At 68.4% G+C, this 17205-nt stretch carries 20 protein-coding genes and 2 pseudogenes; 10 read left to right on the top strand and 12 right to left on the bottom strand.

Annotation, left to right across the window (positions count from 1 at the left end):
- Window positions 1-78 precede the first annotated feature (78 nt).
- The 3 genes and pseudogenes from istB to ACZ45T_RS38195 all read left to right on the top strand — a co-directional run.
- The gene (gene istB / locus ACZ45T_RS38205) at window positions 79-885 is read left to right on the top strand and encodes an IS21-like element helper ATPase IstB (protein ID WP_468448927.1); all 807 of its coding nucleotides are present in this window, start codon (window positions 79-81) and stop codon (window positions 883-885) included.
- A 26-nt stretch (window positions 886-911) separates the two neighbouring features.
- Window positions 912-1508 carry a hypothetical protein gene (locus ACZ45T_RS38200; RefSeq protein ID WP_468448925.1) on the top strand — a complete coding sequence of 199 codons (597 nt, stop codon included), beginning with the start codon at window positions 912-914 and terminating at the stop codon, window positions 1506-1508.
- 66 nt (window positions 1509-1574) lie between these two features.
- Window positions 1575-1745 (top strand): annotated as a pseudogene (locus ACZ45T_RS38195) (RidA family protein); the annotation flags it as partial.
- Between the two features lie 420 nt (window positions 1746-2165).
- Here the strand turns inward: ACZ45T_RS38195 and ACZ45T_RS38190 are convergent.
- Window positions 2166-2810 (bottom strand): NADPH-dependent F420 reductase, encoded by a 645-nt coding sequence (locus tag ACZ45T_RS38190; protein WP_468448923.1) that lies wholly within the window; start codon window positions 2808-2810, stop codon window positions 2166-2168.
- Window positions 2811-2860: 50 nt separating this feature from the next.
- Entirely contained in the window at window positions 2861-3673 is an 813-nt protein-coding gene (locus tag ACZ45T_RS38185) for an inositol monophosphatase family protein (protein WP_468448921.1), read from the bottom strand.
- Between the two features lie 115 nt (window positions 3674-3788).
- Between ACZ45T_RS38185 and ACZ45T_RS38180 the strand changes: the two genes are divergently transcribed.
- The gene (locus tag ACZ45T_RS38180) at window positions 3789-4733 is read left to right on the top strand and encodes a LysR family transcriptional regulator (RefSeq protein WP_468448919.1); all 945 of its coding nucleotides are present in this window, start codon (window positions 3789-3791) and stop codon (window positions 4731-4733) included.
- Window positions 4734-4853: 120 nt separating this feature from the next.
- Here ACZ45T_RS38180 and ACZ45T_RS38175 read toward each other — a convergent pair whose 3' ends face one another.
- Window positions 4854-5570 (bottom strand): MerR family transcriptional regulator, encoded by a 717-nt coding sequence (locus tag ACZ45T_RS38175; protein WP_468448917.1) that lies wholly within the window; start codon window positions 5568-5570, stop codon window positions 4854-4856.
- Window positions 5571-5624: 54 nt separating this feature from the next.
- On the opposite strand from ACZ45T_RS38175, the gene ACZ45T_RS38170 reads away from it, so the two are divergent.
- Window positions 5625-5912 carry a hypothetical protein gene (locus tag ACZ45T_RS38170; protein WP_468448915.1) on the top strand — a complete coding sequence of 96 codons (288 nt, stop codon included), beginning with the start codon at window positions 5625-5627 and terminating at the stop codon, window positions 5910-5912.
- Between the two features lie 169 nt (window positions 5913-6081).
- Here the strand turns inward: ACZ45T_RS38170 and ACZ45T_RS38165 are convergent, their stop codons facing one another.
- Together ACZ45T_RS38165 and ACZ45T_RS38160 are read right to left on the bottom strand one after the other, a co-directional pair.
- Window positions 6082-6369 carry a hypothetical protein gene (locus ACZ45T_RS38165; RefSeq protein ID WP_468448913.1) on the bottom strand — a complete coding sequence of 96 codons (288 nt, stop codon included), beginning with the start codon at window positions 6367-6369 and terminating at the stop codon, window positions 6082-6084.
- Between the two features lie 5 nt (window positions 6370-6374).
- On the bottom strand, window positions 6375-6881 hold the full coding sequence (locus tag ACZ45T_RS38160) for a DUF2269 family protein (protein ID WP_468448911.1): 507 nt from the start codon (window positions 6879-6881) through the stop codon (window positions 6375-6377).
- An 88-nt stretch (window positions 6882-6969) separates the two neighbouring features.
- On the opposite strand from ACZ45T_RS38160, the gene ACZ45T_RS38155 reads away from it, so the two are divergent.
- A complete protein-coding gene (locus ACZ45T_RS38155; RefSeq protein ID WP_468448909.1) occupies window positions 6970-7311 on the top strand; it encodes a PadR family transcriptional regulator in 342 nt (113 codons plus the stop codon).
- Complete coding sequence (locus tag ACZ45T_RS38150) at window positions 7308-8018, top strand: hypothetical protein (protein ID WP_468448907.1); 711 nt, start codon at window positions 7308-7310, stop codon at window positions 8016-8018. Before ACZ45T_RS38155 ends, ACZ45T_RS38150 begins: the two co-directional genes overlap by 4 nt.
- A 633-nt stretch (window positions 8019-8651) precedes the next feature.
- On the opposite strand, the gene ACZ45T_RS38145 is transcribed toward ACZ45T_RS38150, so the two are convergent.
- Both ACZ45T_RS38145 and ACZ45T_RS38140 read right to left on the bottom strand, forming a co-directional pair.
- Window positions 8652-9074: a DUF4267 domain-containing protein gene (locus ACZ45T_RS38145; RefSeq protein WP_214929237.1), complete on the bottom strand. Its 423-nt coding sequence runs from the start codon at window positions 9072-9074 to the stop codon at window positions 8652-8654.
- A 76-nt stretch (window positions 9075-9150) separates the two neighbouring features.
- Window positions 9151-9882 carry a 2-oxoglutarate/malate transporter gene (locus ACZ45T_RS38140; protein WP_468448904.1) on the bottom strand — a complete coding sequence of 244 codons (732 nt, stop codon included), beginning with the start codon at window positions 9880-9882 and terminating at the stop codon, window positions 9151-9153.
- A 40-nt stretch (window positions 9883-9922) separates the two neighbouring features.
- Here ACZ45T_RS38140 and ACZ45T_RS38135 point away from each other — a divergent pair, with 40 nt between their 5' ends.
- Entirely contained in the window at window positions 9923-10549 is a 627-nt protein-coding gene (locus ACZ45T_RS38135; RefSeq protein ID WP_362059442.1) for a TetR/AcrR family transcriptional regulator, read from the top strand.
- A gap of 164 nt (window positions 10550-10713) precedes the next feature.
- Here ACZ45T_RS38135 and ACZ45T_RS38130 read toward each other — a convergent pair whose 3' ends face one another.
- On the bottom strand, window positions 10714-10899 hold the full coding sequence (locus tag ACZ45T_RS38130; protein WP_468448902.1) for a hypothetical protein: 186 nt from the start codon (window positions 10897-10899) through the stop codon (window positions 10714-10716).
- Window positions 10900-10946: 47 nt separating this feature from the next.
- Window positions 10947-11384 carry a hypothetical protein gene (locus tag ACZ45T_RS38125; RefSeq protein ID WP_468448900.1) on the bottom strand — a complete coding sequence of 146 codons (438 nt, stop codon included), beginning with the start codon at window positions 11382-11384 and terminating at the stop codon, window positions 10947-10949.
- 228 nt (window positions 11385-11612) lie between these two features.
- Here ACZ45T_RS38125 and ACZ45T_RS38120 point away from each other — a divergent pair.
- A pseudogene (locus ACZ45T_RS38120) lies at window positions 11613-11729 on the top strand (thioredoxin-disulfide reductase); the annotation flags it as partial.
- 979 nt (window positions 11730-12708) lie between these two features.
- Here ACZ45T_RS38120 and ACZ45T_RS38115 read toward each other — a convergent pair.
- On the bottom strand, window positions 12709-13197 hold the full coding sequence (locus ACZ45T_RS38115; RefSeq protein ID WP_468448898.1) for a hypothetical protein: 489 nt from the start codon (window positions 13195-13197) through the stop codon (window positions 12709-12711).
- Between the two features lie 695 nt (window positions 13198-13892).
- A complete protein-coding gene (locus ACZ45T_RS38110; RefSeq protein ID WP_468448896.1) occupies window positions 13893-14450 on the bottom strand; it encodes a hypothetical protein in 558 nt (185 codons plus the stop codon).
- A 391-nt stretch (window positions 14451-14841) separates the two neighbouring features.
- On the opposite strand from ACZ45T_RS38110, the gene ACZ45T_RS38105 reads away from it, so the two are divergent.
- Window positions 14842-15843, top strand: coding sequence for an ArsR/SmtB family transcription factor (locus ACZ45T_RS38105; protein WP_468448894.1), 1002 nt, complete (start codon window positions 14842-14844; stop codon window positions 15841-15843).
- A gap of 22 nt (window positions 15844-15865) precedes the next feature.
- On the opposite strand, the gene ACZ45T_RS38100 is transcribed toward ACZ45T_RS38105, so the two are convergent.
- The gene (locus tag ACZ45T_RS38100) at window positions 15866-16528 is read right to left on the bottom strand and encodes a hypothetical protein (protein ID WP_468448892.1); all 663 of its coding nucleotides are present in this window, start codon (window positions 16526-16528) and stop codon (window positions 15866-15868) included.
- Window positions 16529-17205 lie beyond the last annotated feature (677 nt).

The following is a 17205-nucleotide window of genomic DNA, read 5'->3' as shown; positions in this document are numbered from 1 at the left end:
CGCGACAGCGTCCTTCCTGAACTCCTCCGGATACGGAGACTTGCGTCCCACCTGGACATCCCTCCCTGGACCATCAAGATCCATTGTCAGGGTGTCCACTCCAAAGGATCAGCCTCAGAGCTGGTCTCCACCCGCATCCGCAACACGGCCGGCAAGCTGGGCCTGCCTCACCTGGCCGAGGCCCTGACTCAGTACGCTCAGCGGGCCGACGAGGCCAAGATGGGCTACCTCGACTTCATCGACCTGGTCCTCTCCGAAGAACTCGCCGTCCGTGAAGACCGCCGATTCCGCACCGGCCTGCGGATCTCGAAGCTGCCGCACCACAAAACACTGGACGACTACGACTTCTCGTTCCAGCCCGAGCTCGACCCCCGCAAGGTCAAGGACCTCGCCACCCTCTCCTTCGTCGAGGTCAAGGCCAACGCCGCCCTGCTCGGGCCGCCAGGAGTGGGCAAGACGCACATCGCCGTCGCTCTCGCGGTTGCGGCCTGCCGGGCCGGGTACTCGATCTACTTCACCAGCCTCGACGACATGGTCCGCAACCTCAAGACCGCCGAGACCGCCGGCCGGCTGACCAGCAAGCTCGGCAGCTACCTCCGGCCGGCGGTTCTCGTGGTCGACGAGGTGGGCTACCAGCCCCTCGAACGCGCGGAGGCCAACCTGGTCTTCCAGGTGATCTCAAAGCGCTACGAAAAGGGCTCCATCATCCTGACCTCGAACAAGACCTTCAGCGAATGGGGGCAGGTGTTCGGCGACGAGGTCCTGGCCACCGCCATCCTCGACCGCCTCCTCCACCACTGGGACGTCATCTCCATCAACGGCCCCAGCTACCGGCTCAAGAACCGGCTCGCCGCCATCGAACGCGACCAGGAGAGCGCAGCCTAATAGTTCACGTGGTCGACAATGAGCGCATGGACGTCCCTGAGCTGCTCGAATCAGCTTCCCTGCTGGTTTCGGAAGAGACCGCCACCGAGAACGACATCACGGTGCGAGACATCTGGGACTACCTCGTCCACGACGAGTGGGAGACCGCCCTGGGCCTGCTGGAGGAGCTCGGGGACGGTCGCTCGCTCCCTCTGGCGTTTTGGGAGAAGCTCGCCGAAGCGGCTGAGCAGCTCTGGCTTGAGCGGAGCGCGGCTTGGTGCCATTGGCGGTGCTCCGAGATCCGCAACGGAGTGATCCGGGCGGATCTGACACTCCGTCCTGCCGTCGAGGCACGACGCACGACGCCAATCTCCGGCGCCGGTGTTCTGCGACCCATGTGGGACATCGGACACCTTTCGCCCACCGGTGGACGTGCGGTCAGCATCGCCTCGCTCTGGGTTGAGAACATGCCCATTCTGGAGCCCGGCGGGCGAGCCACGGTTCGCCTCGTGCCCCTCACTCCCTCCCACTGGACGCACGTCCAGCCCGGCCAGCAGATCACCATGCACGAGGACCGAACCGTGGCCGGCACCGCAGTCATCCTGGAGGTTCATCGCCCTGCCACTGCCATGCCCGCGGGATGACATGACTGGCTCACAGCCTCCCTACTGGTGCACGTATCTCCGTACCTGGTGGAGCACTCACAGAAGTACGCCGACAACTGGACCCCCGACAAGATGCCCCTGCTGATGGACGGGATCAACAGGGCGGCCGCCAAGCTGGGCGCCGCACCGGTCCCACCGGCCTCGCTGCTGGGCGTCGCGGCACTGGACGTACCCGAGCACCTGGTCGAAATCGAAGCCACCGCCGTCATCAACTGAACAGAGGCGCTGCGCTCCGGGTTGGTTCTCGGCCTCGGCTTTCGGCCCCTCTCGCCGTAGAGCTCCAGGCTCTTGGAGGGCTTGGCCCCGGCTCGTCAGGGTGCGAGCCGGGGCGGTGGGGGAGAGGTCAGCCGGTGGCGCGGGCGGCCTGCTCGATGAGGCGGGCCGTGGCGCGCGGGTGGAACGGCCTTGTCAGTGTCGGCGACCAGTCCCCAGGAGGGGATGGTGCGCCAGGCGACGGCGGCTGTGGAGTCGGTGAAGCAGGTGGCGCTGAAGGGCCGTTGGGTGGCCTGCATGAGGCGGGTGGTGGCGATCGGCAATCGGCGGGCCCACGTCCGTGTCCCTGAACCGACCGACCCAGCACCCAGCTGCCTCGCGCGAGCCCGCTACCTGGTTTTGGTCTGACCCGGTCTTGGTGGGTCAGCGGGCGAGGGAGACGGCGAAGGGCTTGAAGCCGTGCCGGCGCAGGATGTGGGGCACGACCAGGATCATGGCCTCGGTGGCGCGGGCTGTGGTGATGTCGCCGAGGTCCTCGATCCGTTCGGGCTGCCAGCCCAGGTCGCCGAGCAGGCCGGAGACGGTCCTCTTCGCTTGTTCGTCGTCGCCTGAGAGATAGGCGGTCGGTGGGGTGGCCAGGGTTTCGGGAGCGGTCATGACCATGAAAAGCATGGTGTTGAGAGTCTTGACCACACGGGTGTCGGGGAGCGCGGCCTGGAGCTTCTCGGCGAGGCTGCTGCCGGGATAGCACAGGTCGCCGGGCAAGCCATCAGCGGCGTCGCGGGTTGCGTTGGAGACATCGATGAGGATCTTTCCGGAGAGCTCGGTGCGCAGGTCGATGAGGCGCTCCAAGGAGCTGTCGCCGGGCGTCGCGTTGATCACGATGTCCATGGTGCGGGCGGTGGTGCGCTGGTCGGCGGAGGCGATCCGCGGGGCGAGCCCAATGGTGCGGGCGGCGGTGTCTTCGGGGCTGCGGCCACCGATGGTGACGTGGTGTCCGGCTGCGGAGAGCTTGCCGGCGAGGTTGGTGCCGACGCGGCCGGCGCCCAGGATGCCGATGTTGGTCATGCGGTGATGCTCCTTGCGGTAAGGGGGTAGAGAAGAGCGGAGACGTCCGGTCAGGCGGTCGGCGAGAGGATTTTGAGCGCGGCGCCGTGGATGCCGGGGGCGGCGGCCAGGAAGTCGCGGCTGCCGGTGTTCCAGGGTTCGCCCGTCAGGTCGGTGACGGTGCCTCCGGCTTCGGAGACCAGCAGGGCGCCGGCGACCAGGCCGGAGCGGACGTCGGAGAACTGCCAGAACGCGTCCATGCGTCCGGCGGCGACGTGGATGAGTTGCATCGTGGCGGGAACGGACACGCGCACGACCAGGCCGTTGATGAGCATGGCGGTGACGGAGTCACCAATCCGCCGGAAGGTGCACTCGTCCTCGCCGGGCTTGGCCTGACCGGTGCCGATGAGCGCGGCGCCCAGGTCGATCTTGGCGGACACCTTCAGGGGCCGGTCGTTGAGTCGGGCACCGCCGCCGGCGACGGCGGTGTAGGTGTCGCCGTTCAGCGGCAGGTGGACGACGGTGAGTACCGGCCGGTTGTCGCGGACCAGGGTGGCGGTGACGGCCCAGTCCTCCATGCCGTGGACGTGGTTGATGTTGCCCTCGGCGGGGTCGACGACCCACCACTCCCCGGGCGGGAGCGTGCCGCCGGCCAGCTCGTCCTCGGCCCACTGCGCCCCTTGCCGGGCCCGCAGAAGCGGTTCCCGCAGCACGTCCAGCACCGCGTCGTCGTTGGCGTGGATCTCGCCGACGACCTCGTCCAGACTCACGCCCCGGGCGTGCGAGGTGTAGCGGTCGCGCAGCGTGACGCCAGCGGCCTTCACCGCAGCGGTCACGTCGGACAGGAGCGTCGCGTCGGCGTCGAAAGGCATGGCTGTGCTCATGGTGGGCTCCCTGGGATCGGTCGAAGCGGGGCGGTTGACTTGCCCCCGCACTTCGAAGTTAGGCCGCCTGACCATTAACAACAAGTGCATGCTTGTCACTTGTAGAGTTACTCTCATGCAACTGGATCTGAACCTGCTCACCGCCCTGGACGCCCTGCTGGAAGAGGGGAGCGTCGCCGGCGCGGCAGCACGCCTCCACGTCACCTCACCGGCGATGAGCCGGTCTCTGGGCCGCATCCGCAAGGCCACCGGTGACCAGATCCTGGTCCGCACCGGCCGCAGCATGGTCCCCACCACCCGCGCGCTGGCCATGCGCGCCGAGGTCCACACCCTCGTGCAGCAGGCCCATCAACTTCTTTCCGCGCAGCAGGAACTCGACCTGGCGGCTCTCGACCGGGTGTTCACCGTGCGCTGGCACGACGCCCTGACCGCAGCCTCCGGCACCGCCCTGATCACCGCCGTCCACCGCCAGGCCCCCGGCGTCCGGCTGCGCCTGTCCGCCGAACCCGGGACGGACGACGCCGAGCTGCGCCGGGGTGAGGTCGACCTCGAATCAAGCTCCACCACTCCGACGCTCCCCGACATCCGCCACCGCTTCGTCGGCAGGGACCGGCTGATCGTCGCCGTCCGCCCAGGCCACCCGCTCGCCAAAGGCCCGCTGAGCCTCGAGCGCTACGCAGCCGCCGAACACCTCACCGTCTCGCGGCGCGGAAGCCTGCGCGACCCGATCGATGACGCCCTGACCACACGCGGCCTCGAACGACGCGTCGTCGCCGCCGGGCCCACCGCCGCCTTCGCCCTGCAACTCGCCCTCGACACCGACCTGGTCGTCACCCTCCCCGACGCGGTCACCCGCATGGCCCGGGAACAACTCGGCCTGGCCACACTCCCGCCGCCACTCCCGCTGCCCGACGTCCCTCTCTACCTGCTGTGGCACCAGCGCTACGACAACGACCGCGCCCACACCTGGCTGCGCGACCTGGCCACCGAAACCGTCCAGGCACTACTCACACCACCGACCGCCTCTCAACAGCCCCTCACCAACCGGACCGGGCAGTGACGGATACGCCCGGGGAAAGATATGCGGCAGCTGACGCCCGTTCTCGTGAACATCACCTATTCGTGCGAGCGTGCGACTCCCAATCTCACGTCGAAACGGCGTCGTAAGCCGGGCTCTGGCTCAACTTGTGTGGTGTCGGCCCGAAGTCAGAGCGTCGGCAAGCCGCGCCCCCGGATCGCCAGTGACGTGATGTACGGAGCATCCGGCCGGCCAGGTCGAGATTCCGTCGTCCACCCACCGCGGAACGACGTGAAAGTGCAGATGGGGCACTGACTGCTCCGATCCCGGGCCGCTGGCGCTGAGGTCGTACGCGTGGTCGTAGTCGAGGAAGAGCTGCCGTAGCTTCGGGCCGGCCAAGATGTCGGCCTGGTCGTGGAACAGGGTGGTCGCGCGGTCCGGGTGGGTGGCGAACACGAGGATCCACAGGTCGCGTTGCAGGTCCACCCATCTGGACGTGAACCCCCAACGGGCCAGGTCGTCCAGATGGGAGGCGAATTCGTCGGGCAGCGGCACCAGACGTCCAGCGGCGAGCCGGCGCAGACGGGCCTGTGTTTCCTGCAGGCTGCGGATACGGGCGTCGAGGTCGTCGTCGATCTCGCCCAGCGCCTGTCGGAGTTCCTCCTCGCCCGACGCCCTCAGGCCGCGAATACGAGCCAGAGGGACACCGGCTTCGGCCAGTGTCCGGATCTTGATCAAGGCGACGGCGTCGCTCGCACCGTAACGCCGGTAGCCGGACGCGTCACGGTCGGGCTCCGGTAGCAGCCCCTTGTCGTGGTAGACGCGGATGGTCTTGACCGACACCCCGACGTACCTGGCCAGCTGCCCGATGGTGATCACCTGACCATCGTCCCACTTGACCCTTCCCCTGGGGCAGGGCTGCACCATGGCCCCATGGCGAACACGAACAGGAACATGGATCGGGAAACCCTGCGCGAGCTGGCCGATGAGGGCAACGAGACCGCTCTGGACCGACTGGCCGACTTGGCGGACGAGGCCGGTGACCTCCGGGAGCTGAGCGAGCTGCTGGACGAGGGATCCATGCGGGCCGGGCCCCTGCTCACTCGACGCGCGGTCGCTTCCGGCGACCTCCGCGAGCTGCAACGGATCTCCGACGCCGGCTACGACGAGGCCGGGAGCGAGCTGGACCGGCTACTGAAGGCACCGGCCGACGGACACTAGTCGCCGATGAGGTGTTCCTCGCGGTTCGCATGTCTCACGAGACGTGGACTTCCGGTCGTGGGGTGGGGTGTGGTTCACCCGTTTCGGGGCACCGAGGGAAGTCGTCAGCCTGCGTCTGAGCAGCCCGCCGGGAGAGGGGTTTCCCGCGCTGTCGGTGATCGTTTCCCAGTCATCTGTCGGCGCCGGGCAGTCTGTCGGGTGAGGAGGCGGGTGGCTGCTGCCCCAGCAGGCGCAGCGCGATCAGCCCTCCGATGCCGGGAATGAAGGCACACCCCTTGGTTCCCGGCCGCGCGAGGGCGGGAGTGAGGAAGACGGCGACGATAGTGGCCAGATAGGCCGTGCCGTGGAGCAGACCGCCCAGCGACGTGATCACCCCGGTGTGCACGGTGAACAGGTTGAGCAGCAAGAGCGTGAGGGATCCGGCTTCAACTGCGGCCGCGATGCGTAGGGTTCGCATGCTGATCAGGCTCCCGTCGTGGAGCCGGGGCGGACGATCATCAGGACGACGACGGCTGCCCACAGCAAGTTGAACATCCCCGTGGTCATGGAGAGGCGCGCCGCCGCCGACCGCAGCTCCGGCATGGCGTTCGTGGCCACGCCGGTGACTGTCCCTCCTGCGCCGGATGCGTCCGCGGGTTGGGCGAGCAGTCGGGCCTGCCCGGGCAGGACCACCGTGAGCAGCAGGGCCGCGGCGGCAGCCGTGAGCGCGATCGACGTCAGCAGCCAGGCGTCGGTCAGGACGCCCATCCGGGCGCCGGTGGCGACGCCGAGGACCGGGACGGCGATGCCGACGACCGTGTACCCGCGGCAGATCTTGTGCAGGAACGCGGTGATCTGGCCCTTGGCCTCCTGTGCGTCGCTGCTGGCCGACAGCCTGGCGTAGCGGGGGAACATCGAGGCTGCGACGGTGATCGGCCCGATCGCCAGGATCGCGGCCAGGACGTGCAGCGAGAGCAGCAGCTTGGTCACAGGGGTCCTTTCATGGATTGGCTGCCAATAGATTGGCTACCGATCTATAAGTAGCACAGGGAGAGTCACTTAGGTAGGCTGCCTGACTATGAAGACGGATGCGGTACGCGGCCACCTGGACGGACTGCTGCTGTCCGTACTGGAATCCGGCCCCCTGCACGGCTACGCGATCATCGCTGCGGTCGAGGAGCGCAGCGGGGGCGTACTAGAGCTGCGCAAGGGCACCATTTACCCCGCCCTCAACCGGCTCGAGCGGATCGGACTGCTGAGCAGCGCATGGGAGTCGGTGGGCGAACGACGTCGGCGCTGCTACGAACTCACCGACGCCGGACGACGCAGCCTGGCCGCCGAGCGGACCCACTGGCGGGAGTTCATCGCAGCGATCGGCTCGGTGCTGGAACCCGCGCCGGCCCCCGGACACGCCACGTGAAGGCGCCCGAGACCCGTGCCGACGACCCCATCGAAGCCCACCTCGCGGACCTGATGGCCACCCTGCACGGCCCGGCCCGACTCAAGACCCAGATGGTGGACGAACTGCGCGAAGGCCTCCTGGACACCGCGCGGGAACTGTCGCCCGATGCCGAACCCGACCGGGACGCCGCCCGCCAAGCCATCCGCCAGTTCGGCACCGTGGCCGAGCTCGCGCCCAGCTTCCAGCATGAACTGACCATCACCCAGGCCCGTCACACCGCGCGCACCGTCATGCTGATCATCCCGTGCGTGCTGGTGTGCTGGTACCTGGTCGAGCTCGCCACCCGCGCGGCCGACCGCCGGCTGCCGGACCCGCTCCAGGTGGCCGCAGCCCACCTCGGCGGCCTCGCAGCGCTCACCGCGTTGCTCGCGGCCGTGTGCCTCTCCGTCACCGGCACACTGGCCCGCCGACTGCCCCTCCCGCAACGACTGCCGCTCGTGGTCGCCTGGACGGGAACCACCGCGGCAGTCGCCCTCGGGCTGAGCGCGCTGACCCTCATCACTGCCGCGGTACTGGCCACCAACTGGCCACTGACCGCGGCCGCCTGTCTGATCACCATCGCCCTCCACGCGCGCATCGCCGCTTCTGCACGCGCGTGCCGCCACTGCGCCCACCTGCCTGTCACGCCCCCTGACGAACGGGAAGCCGCGGAGCCCGCGACCTGAGCGACGTATGTGTCGACCGAGCCGACCGCGTCCTCGGGGATGTAGAGGGTGCGGGCCTTGCCGCATTTAGCGCAGGCTTGAACCGTGAACTGGGCCGCCTGGCCAGGGGGATTGACCCCGATGCCGAGCTCAGGCAGCAGCACCGTTGCCCACTCCTGCCAGCGGGCCCCCGAGCCCAGGGCCACGTCGGAGCCCGCGCGGTTGCGGCGTGGTGCCCAGCCGCGAAAGGTCCGGTCGACCTGGGAGTCCGGCCGTTGCCCGCCCAGGCCGACGTCGCGGAAGTAGCGGTACTGATCCAGCAGCCCAGACTCCTTGCCCCAAGCCGACGAGCCGATGGGCCGTTCCTGCAACAGGGTCCGGACCCTCTTGAACGCCACCAGATCCGACTCGGTGGCCGCCAGAACATCGCGGCCGCGGCCCTCCTGGTGCCCAGCGAATCGGGCCATGATCCGTCCGTAGTCCTTCAGCGTGGACCCTGATGACGCTTCTTGAAACTGGTTCTGGCCGCGCTTCCGTGACGGCTGCGCCAGCGAGACGGCCCGCGTCCAGGCCGGCTGGCCTGCCACCGCGCAACAACCTCAGCAGGCCTTCACGCAAGTGCGGCCAGAACCCGCATAGGCACTGTCCGCAGGATCATGCGGAGGGTGTCAGCTGTGGCTGCGGTGTCGTGCGCGTGCTGCCCTCGGTCAGCAGCATGATGGCAGTGAGTACGACGATGGCGGCCGCCGATACGTGAACACTCAGCGCTGTGGTGAACGTGCCGCCATGGGTGACGACCGCAAGCGCGTCACCGAGCGGAATGATGGCGTCGATGAGGACCACCCAGCCGAGGATTCGCCGCTGCCCGAGCGTGAGCAGCAGGAACACGGTGGATGCCACGGCGATATCGCGTACGCCCTTCACGACGAAGTAGCCGTCGGCGTTCCCCTGTGGCCAGGGGGTGATGCCGAATCCGGCGGGTGCACCGTCAGGGTTGAGCAGGAAATTGAGCCCAAGGAACAGAACTGCGACGCCGGTCAGTGCGGCAAGGGCAGTGGTGATGTGACGCCTCTTCATGGATCCTCCGAGAGGGAGAGCGGGGCCTGTGGGTCCGTGCCTTCCTGCGTTGTCCGGCAACTGCTCGCTCGTGCGGTCAGGCAGGGGCCGCACTGGTTTGGCCACTGGGGGACCTCCGGACCGGGGTGCCCGGGCTGTGCCGGATCAGGGTGATGCCGTACGCGACGATCCAGACGACCCACAACAGCCAGCCGGCGAGGCCGAGGAGGCCCAAGGCCCCGCCGTTGCCGATCACCCAGTGGGCGAGGGTGGCGGAACTGAACTGCAGTGCGGCGGCGAGCAGCCCCAAGGTGCCGTGCCACGGCCGGATCACGCCGGCGCGCAGGCCGCCGACGGACAGGCCGAGGAGGGCGAGCGCCAGAAAGGTTCCGTTGAGGGTGAACACCGCATCGTGCAAGGCCCAGAGTGCCGTGGTCGCGGAGGGGTCGTGCGGGGCTGTCGAGGTCAGGGCGAGGCGGGTCGCGATGACCCCGGCGAAGGTGACGTTCTGCAGGGCCAGTCCGGCGAGTCCGAGCAGCGACCACGCTTCGCCGCGGTCGCGCTCGGACCTCCGCAGCGCGACGAGCGCACCGGCGCCGAACAAGGTGGCCAGGATCCAGGCGGCGGGGGCGAGTGCGGAGCCGATGCCGACAGCGGTGCCTTCCTCAGCGAAGAACTCGGTGACCTTTCCGATCTCTGCGCCGGTGAGGGGCAGCCCGGCGGGCACCATCATCACGTTGCTGAGGGTGATCATGGCGGCGAAGCCTATGGCGGCCATGCCACCGATCCAGGAGAAGCCGATGTTGGCCAACTTGGATTGACGTGTCATATATTGATTATAAGCAGCGTAAACCTGGAGAGGGCAAGGCATGAGTGCAGAGCAGGACCGACGTCGCTATGACTCACTGCGTCGGACGACGCAGGCGCTGGAGACCCGGGCCGAGATCGCCCGCGCTGCACGCCGGCTCTTCGACTCCCAGGGCTGGGCGGGCACGACCGTGCGCGACGTGGCGCGCGAGGCGGGAGTCTCCGTGCCCACGGTCTACGCGACGTACGGAAACAAGACCGGGCTGACCCGGGCCGTGGCCGATTCGGCCGACCTGTCCGCCGACGCGCCGCAGATGCTCGCGGAGTTGGAGGCCGCAGCGGCGGACCCTGGGCGCCAGCTAGCGGCGATGGCCGCCTACGACCGGCGGCTGTTCGAGCGCGCGGGCGACGTCATCATGCTGATCCGCGAAGCGGGCCGCAGCGAACCCGAGCTCGCCACGGCTTACCGTGACGGCCGCGAACGGGGCGACGAAACCCGGGTTCAGGTCTTCTCGTCCTGGCCGGACGGCACCCTTCGACGCGACCTGGACCTGGGGTCTGCCGTCGACATCTACGCAGCCATCTGCAACATCGACGTCTACACCACACTCACCACCGAACGTGGCTGGCTACCCGGTCGTATCGAGGAGTGGTGGGGCCAGGCGCTGGTCCGCGAGCTTCTGAGTTAGACATACGACGAACACCTCCGTCTTCACCCCGCCTGGCGCCCCCGAATGCCTGGCCTGGATGCAGGGCCGTCTCTGGCGTAGCCGTCACGCAAGAACGGCCAGAACCGTTTTCAGGCTCTGTCCGCAATTTCGTGAACGATCTTCGGGCGGCGCTCGATTGTTGGTCAGAACGGAAGATCGTCAACGCCGCCCCAGGGGGCTTCCGGATTCGCCGTCGTCGACGCTGGCGTGGTGTCTTGTGGATCGCAGACCGTGAATGCGTCTCCTCTCAATTGCAGGCCCGCGGTGTCCTCGCCCCATGCTTCAAGCGTCTCGATCGCCCGTTCGCGGTACTGCCAGAGCTCGCTCACGGCCAACGGATCCCGGAGAAGGGGGACCAACTTCTCTCGGTGATGGTTCAGGCGTGGGTCGTCTGCAGAGGGATACAGGCAGCGACTGCCGCTTCGCGCACGTGCGGGTCTGGGCCGTCGAGGAAGACTGAGACTGCGGAGTAGATCGAGGGCCGAATCAGACAGGTCTGGACGAATGGAGGGTATTCCTCCGGCGGGAATCCGATACGGCCGCTGATCACGGCGGCTTCGTCACTGGCCGCGTCGGCGACCGAGCCCAGCCACCCAAGCAGTGCGGCGCGCAGAGGGCCGGGGGAGTCTTGGGGCTGATTGTCGAAGGGCAGACCGGCTCGCGGGTCAGTGAGGATCGCGGCTACGTAGAGCGCGGCGGGGACCGTCGCGTCATACAGAGTGTTCTGGTGGTGCATGTGCGCGGCCTCCAGCGGGATCCAGAAGCACTCGAAGTAGGTCGGCTCCCGCTCGCCGTCGTGGTCCTCCTGGCGCATCCACCGCTCCGGCGTCGCCTCGCGTCAGCTCCAGGTGGAAGACGTGCCGGTGCTGGATCTCGAACCGGTACGGGCTGATGTCGTACTCGGTCTCACCGAGCTTCGCGGACGTTACAGTGCACCCCCTGGCCTGGAACCCCCACGCCCGGTACCGGCGCACAGTTTGGCTTTGGCATGCGCTGTTCATCCCGACGGCGTTTTGCTGCTCAGCCCCGACCGCACTTACACCAGGCCGTCACCGCCGCAGGCACCGGCTGCGCCGCGGCCCTGGATGCCGAGCGGTACCTCGCCGTACTGAGCGACAAGGACAGCACGACCGCCGAGACGTCCCCGGCCGTCGCGTGACCGGTCCTGGCCCCCGCCCGCGCTGGTGGGGGCCGGCACGGCCAAGGCCCACGCCCGCCTGCGTAGCTGCCGAGGCAGGCCAAGCGCGGCCCTCCCGGCAGCTGCGTTCGGGGCGACCACCGGGAGGGCCGTGTAGTGAGCGGAAGCGCCACGCTCTCGGTAAGGCTGACACGGCATGAGCAGAAGTACGCCCTTCGAAAGGCGTACAGGCGTGCTCCGGCTGTGCGCATTCCTTGGTACCGCAAGGTATGTTCGCGCGTGCCAGTCCGGCGTTCCTATCGGCACCCGTCGGCGATCCGGTCGTGCGCCACCGTGCGGCCGCGGAGCTGCGACACCGCTCGGTGCAGCTCCCACAGGGTGGGCTCGGCGCTCGGCGGCACGGACATCTCTGATCACTCCCAGCAGCCCCACGCCTGATCCGATCGTACGTGCGCGGGACGGATGGCTGTGGTCGCTGTCAGAGGAAGAGTTGATACTGCGCGGAGGGTGCGAGCAGCGATAGGCCAGAGAGGCCGGGGCGAATCCTGGACACCTTACCTTCAACATGGTGTTCAACCGCATGGGGAATGTCCCGTCTCATGCGAATTCGCCTTTGTCTCAGGTGGTCTGGCCCGATTCGCTCGTCGTCTCAGGCGATCTGGTCCGTTGGCGCTACTCATGTCACGTGAGACCTCGACCTGCGCGGCGATGACACCCCGCCGTCTCGGTGAACGGAACGCCCCGACCTGTCCGGGCGCTGTGGCGCAGATCGCCGGATCAGGTGCTCGGGACGGGCCGGTTCGACACAGAGGAGCTTGCGGTTCCTCCGGTGAAACCAATAGCGGCCTTCGTAGCCGCACTGTTGGAACGATGGCTGGATCTCACTGGTCGCCAACGGCGACGACTGTGCGGAGTGACAGCGGCCAGTGGATACTCAAAGGCCATTGACAGCGGAGGCCACGGCGCGCGGCGCGTCGTGGCCTCCATGGCGATGCTGCGGTCAGCAGGGCCGGTTGCTGGCGTTGACGGACACGCTGGTGGAGCCACCGTAGCCGGACAGCGTTAGCGTGTTCCAGCCGCTGGTGGGCGCAGAGTAATTGGACGGCATCAAGGTGACTGTGACTCCGGCCGGAATACCGCTCGGAGCAGACAGTTTCACCTGCTGCGTGGTGCCCGATGCGGTCGGCACGTAACTCGAGTCCGAGCTGACCTGGAGCCCCATCCAACTGGTCGCACTGACGCTGAATGTCCAGGTGCTGCCAGCCGGTACCCCGGTTGTCGAGGTGACGGTGAAGGCAAAGTTGCGGTTGTAGGACGGCCCGACGCAGGTCTGGCCCAGCGTCGCGGACTGAACCCCAACCGACGTGGCCTCAGAGGCCGGAGCGGCACTGGCCGCCCCGCCGCTGGAAAACAGGGTCGCGGCGGAAACCGCGAGTGCGCCTGCCACTGAAAGACGGCGGCTGCTCGCCCATCCTGTCGTGATCTGCATTCCTGATCCTCCCCTGCCGCACATGCGGCGATCTGACCTCTCAGTCCCGCCCCGGAACCAAGCCGCGCTCAGGCCGACCTCACCATCAGGTCGTTCACACGGGCAGGTCGTACCGGAGCACCGTCCGGTCTGCGATGGGCGGATGTCGGCCACCTGGGCCCCTCCCCGTCGATCGCAACCTCCCCATGTCCCCGTAGTAACCTAACGAACCCCCAGCGGCCCGCTGATCTACTTCCCCATGCGCTGGAGCGTGGCCGAGGAAGCGTCTGCCTATGCGGCGGAGGTTGCTGCGTCGATGGGCCTCAACTGCTTCGACCCGCAGGCACGGAACCACCGACCCTAGCCGGAACAGCAGCGACGGACCAGATCAACTGAGACGGCACCGGGCAACCGTGCGTCCCGGACCAGAGCCACTGAGATTTCCAGCGTCACAGCGTCTCAGTTCCTCTGGTCGCTGCAGGTCACAGGCATCACCAGGGGCCGGATCATCTGAGACGGGACAGGGCACCTGTCCGGTCACCTGCGTGCCGAGATCCGCGCGGAGATGGAACTGCGCCTCACCGGTCAGGAAGAGCTTCTAGAGGCCCGTCCGGTGGATCGCTGACTCATTCTGCTCACCGCCGACCTACGGCAGGTCGACCCGCGGCGGAAACTGAAGCCGCCGCAGGTCTCTGCCGAATCACCCGGAGGTTTAGCTAGGGGCAGAGCTGGGTCGGGGTCGGCGTGCACTCGGGGTCGTCAGGGTCACCAGGGTCGATAGGGCCCGTTCCGGGGTGGAAGTTGGACCACCACAGCGGGGTCGAGCCGTAGTACACCACCATGTTCCCGGAGTTCTGGATGGCCAGGTGGGCACCCCAGTGACGGTGGGTTCCGCTCGCCCACAACGGGCGCATGGCCGCGTTGTAGACCACCAGGTTGCCGTCCGCCTGCATGTAGAGCGTACTGCCGATGCCGTAGGTGCCCGGGGCCGCCCAGATCGCCACGCCGTCGTGGTAAAGGACGGCGTGGCCGTCGCTCTGCATGGAGAGTATCGTCCGGCCGTCGGGCGAGTACCAGGCCTGGCCTCGAGTCAGCACGGTGGTGCCGCGGATGATCGTCTCGCCGGCGTCGGCGGTGCTCGTGGCAGCGGCCGGCGGGACTCCGCCGGAGGTGGCCGGACCGGCGTGGGCGGGCCCGGCCAGCAGGCCGACGGCCGCGAGCACCGCGCCGACGGCGACACCGGTGCGCGGGACGAACGAGCGCAAAGACTTCATGGCGGGTTCTCTTCTCAAGTCGGATTCGTCTCGTGACGCGTGCTCGCCCGTGACCGTCTGGGCCGCAGCGGCGAGGTGACGGTCACGACGAAGGGTCAGCCGAGGCTGGAGTGTTCCCCCTGCTACGCCCTTCCCACGACCTCGGCCGGCCCAGTGTCACCATGCGCGGTGGCGGCGGACAACGCCCTTCGACGTCTCCCGAATCCGGACAGAGCTCCGCGCCACGCGCCGAGTCCCGGCCAGATCCGCGGCTCGGCACAACTGCCCCGCAAGGAGACGACTAGCGTGCTCCTGAGTCCTGACACCCCGTCCCATCGCTGTACCACCGGCGGGGGCCGGTCGCACGACGGCCCCGCCGAGTCGAACGAAGCCGACCCCTGGAGAAGAGACGGTGCTACGCGTCCACTTCGCCCCCGACGACCTCGCCCGCGTACGCATCGCCCGGTCTCCGGATCCGCTCGCCGAGACGATCCTGAGCCTGTCCGTACTCCAAGGCGGCGGTCCATGCGGTGTCGCGCTGGCGGGATGGCGCGAGCGCACGCGCGGGGGCCTTCGGCCCGCGATGCGGCCGTTGCTCGAACTGGCGCCCGCCGGGGCCGGGGAGTACGTACCGGAGGTGTTCACCCACGCCGCCACCGCCACCCTCGCGGACAGCCTCGACCACACCTGGTCGCTGCCACGCCACCAGTGGACGGCCGACTTCCTTGCCACCGAGCAGTTGCGACCGCACGCCCCACGCTGGATCCACGCACTCCACCACGGTGACCGGGAGTGGGGCGATCTCGTCCGCAACGCCCTGCTCAAGTACCACGCCCTGGCTGTTGCCCCCTACTGGGCGCAGCTCCTGGCGACCGCGCACACCGATCGCACGCGGCGTGCGCTGGTCACGGTCGACTCGGGTGTCGACGGGCTCCTCGCTACCCTGCATCCCGAGGTGCGCTGGGCCTCGCCTATGCTGCACGTCCCGTGTGAGACCGACGCGGATCTGCGGCTCGCGGGGCGCGGGCTCCTGCTCGTCCCGACGTTCTTCTGGCCGAAGCCCCTGGCCCTGCTCGACAACGCGGACCCCGGCCGGCCACTGGTGTTGCGCTACCCCATCGCCCTCGACTTCGCCGATTACGGTTCGGTCTGGGCGCCGTCCGCGCCGTCCGGCCTGGACGGCGCCCTGGCCGCCCTGTTGGGCGCCACCCGTGCGCGCGTCCTGCGGGCCGTCGAGACTCCGGCGAGCACGGGTGAGTTGGCCCGGCGTACTGGTACGGCCCCCGCGACCGCCAGCCACCATGCCACCGTGCTGCGTACCGCGGGTCTGCTGACGACGGAGCGGGACGGAAGCAGGGTTCGCCACGCCCTCACGCCGCTGGGACGGGTGCTGCTGAGCGGAGCGGCAACCTAGTTAGTGCCTGATCAGGCTCTAGCTACTTCACGTAGGTCACCTTCAGTTGGGGCGGGAACTGCTGCCCGACGCCGTGCGCCCGGCCGTAGTAGTCGCTGGACGTGTTGTTGGGGTCGAGCGCGAAGCCGCGCGGCCGGACATCGCGCACGAGGGAGGTGACGTCGATCCACTTGCCCTCGTTGCGCCGCCAACCGACCGTCATGGTCTGACCGTCGGCGCTGAACGATCCCGGGCGGGCCGCGTGGCCGTGCGTCCGGATCGCCGCAGTGCCACCGGCCGTGTAGTACCAGTGCTCGAAGTGGATGAACAACGCCGCCGACTCGACCGTTGCCCCGCTCAGATCTGTCCCGAGCGAGGAAGGGAATCCGACGAGGGAGGCCATGAGACCGTTGTTCGAGGAGTAGAAGCCCTGGAGCATCTGATTCCCGTGATACGAGCTGTAGGACCCGCAGTTGGTGTAGGTACCGGACCACGAAGCCGCGTAGGTGCGCTCGAACCTCTGCGATGCCGGCGGCGTGGTCCCCGGAGTGCGCCCGGTGTTCAGCTCGCCCGTGGCCGCGAGCGCCGGACCAACATCTTCGATGTACATCACCGCCGGGAACTCGCCGCCGCCGAAGAGGGTGACCTTGGCCCCCGGCCGGGCCGTCCCAGAGGAAGGACGTGAGCAGACGGTGTGTTCCAGCACCCAGGGCGGAGCCGGGGCACACCAGCTCCAACCGGACCCGGTGCCAACCGCTGCCCACCGATCCCGTCAGGTGTTCCCACTTCGCTCCGGCCCCGATCGCCGTCGGCGTCCATGCGGCCGGATCGCCGAGGGCGTCCACGTAGTGCTGGGTGATCCCGTCCGCCAGCGTGCCGCCGAGCGCTTTCAGTGTGACCGCCCCAGAGCGGATCTTGTCGCCGGTCACCGACGCCTTCGCGAGTTTCTCCGCCAGCACGGCGCCATTCGCGAGCGCGGCCGTCCCCACCGCGCCCACGGCGATCTTCGTGTCGGTGACGGCTTTCTCGGCGAGCTTGATCTCCGACACGATCCCGTCGAGGAGATCCTGCCCCCCGGCCTGGCGTGCCGCGGCGATCACCGGCGCAGACGCCGGGCCGGGAATGCCGGCGGTACTGAGCGCGACCAGCCGGACATGCCGGGGCACGTAGTCGCTGACCGCGATCGTCACCGTCGCCCCCGACGCGCCCTCGATCGTCGCCGCCGGATTACGGACGTCCACCTCCTCGTTGGCGGCAAGAAGCAGATGCACCTGCACCCGGCCGAGGTGCTTAGACGTCATCTCATTTGGTGAGTCTTCGGTAGCAGATGAGGGTGCAGGCGATGCTGGTGAAGGCGAGGAAATGCTCGGCCTTGCGTTCGTA

It is taken from the genome of Streptomyces sp. NPDC030995 (genome assembly GCF_055571215.1).
The sequence above is the reverse complement of the archived record's forward strand: the minus strand, read 5'-3'. Positions and strand labels throughout refer to the sequence as shown.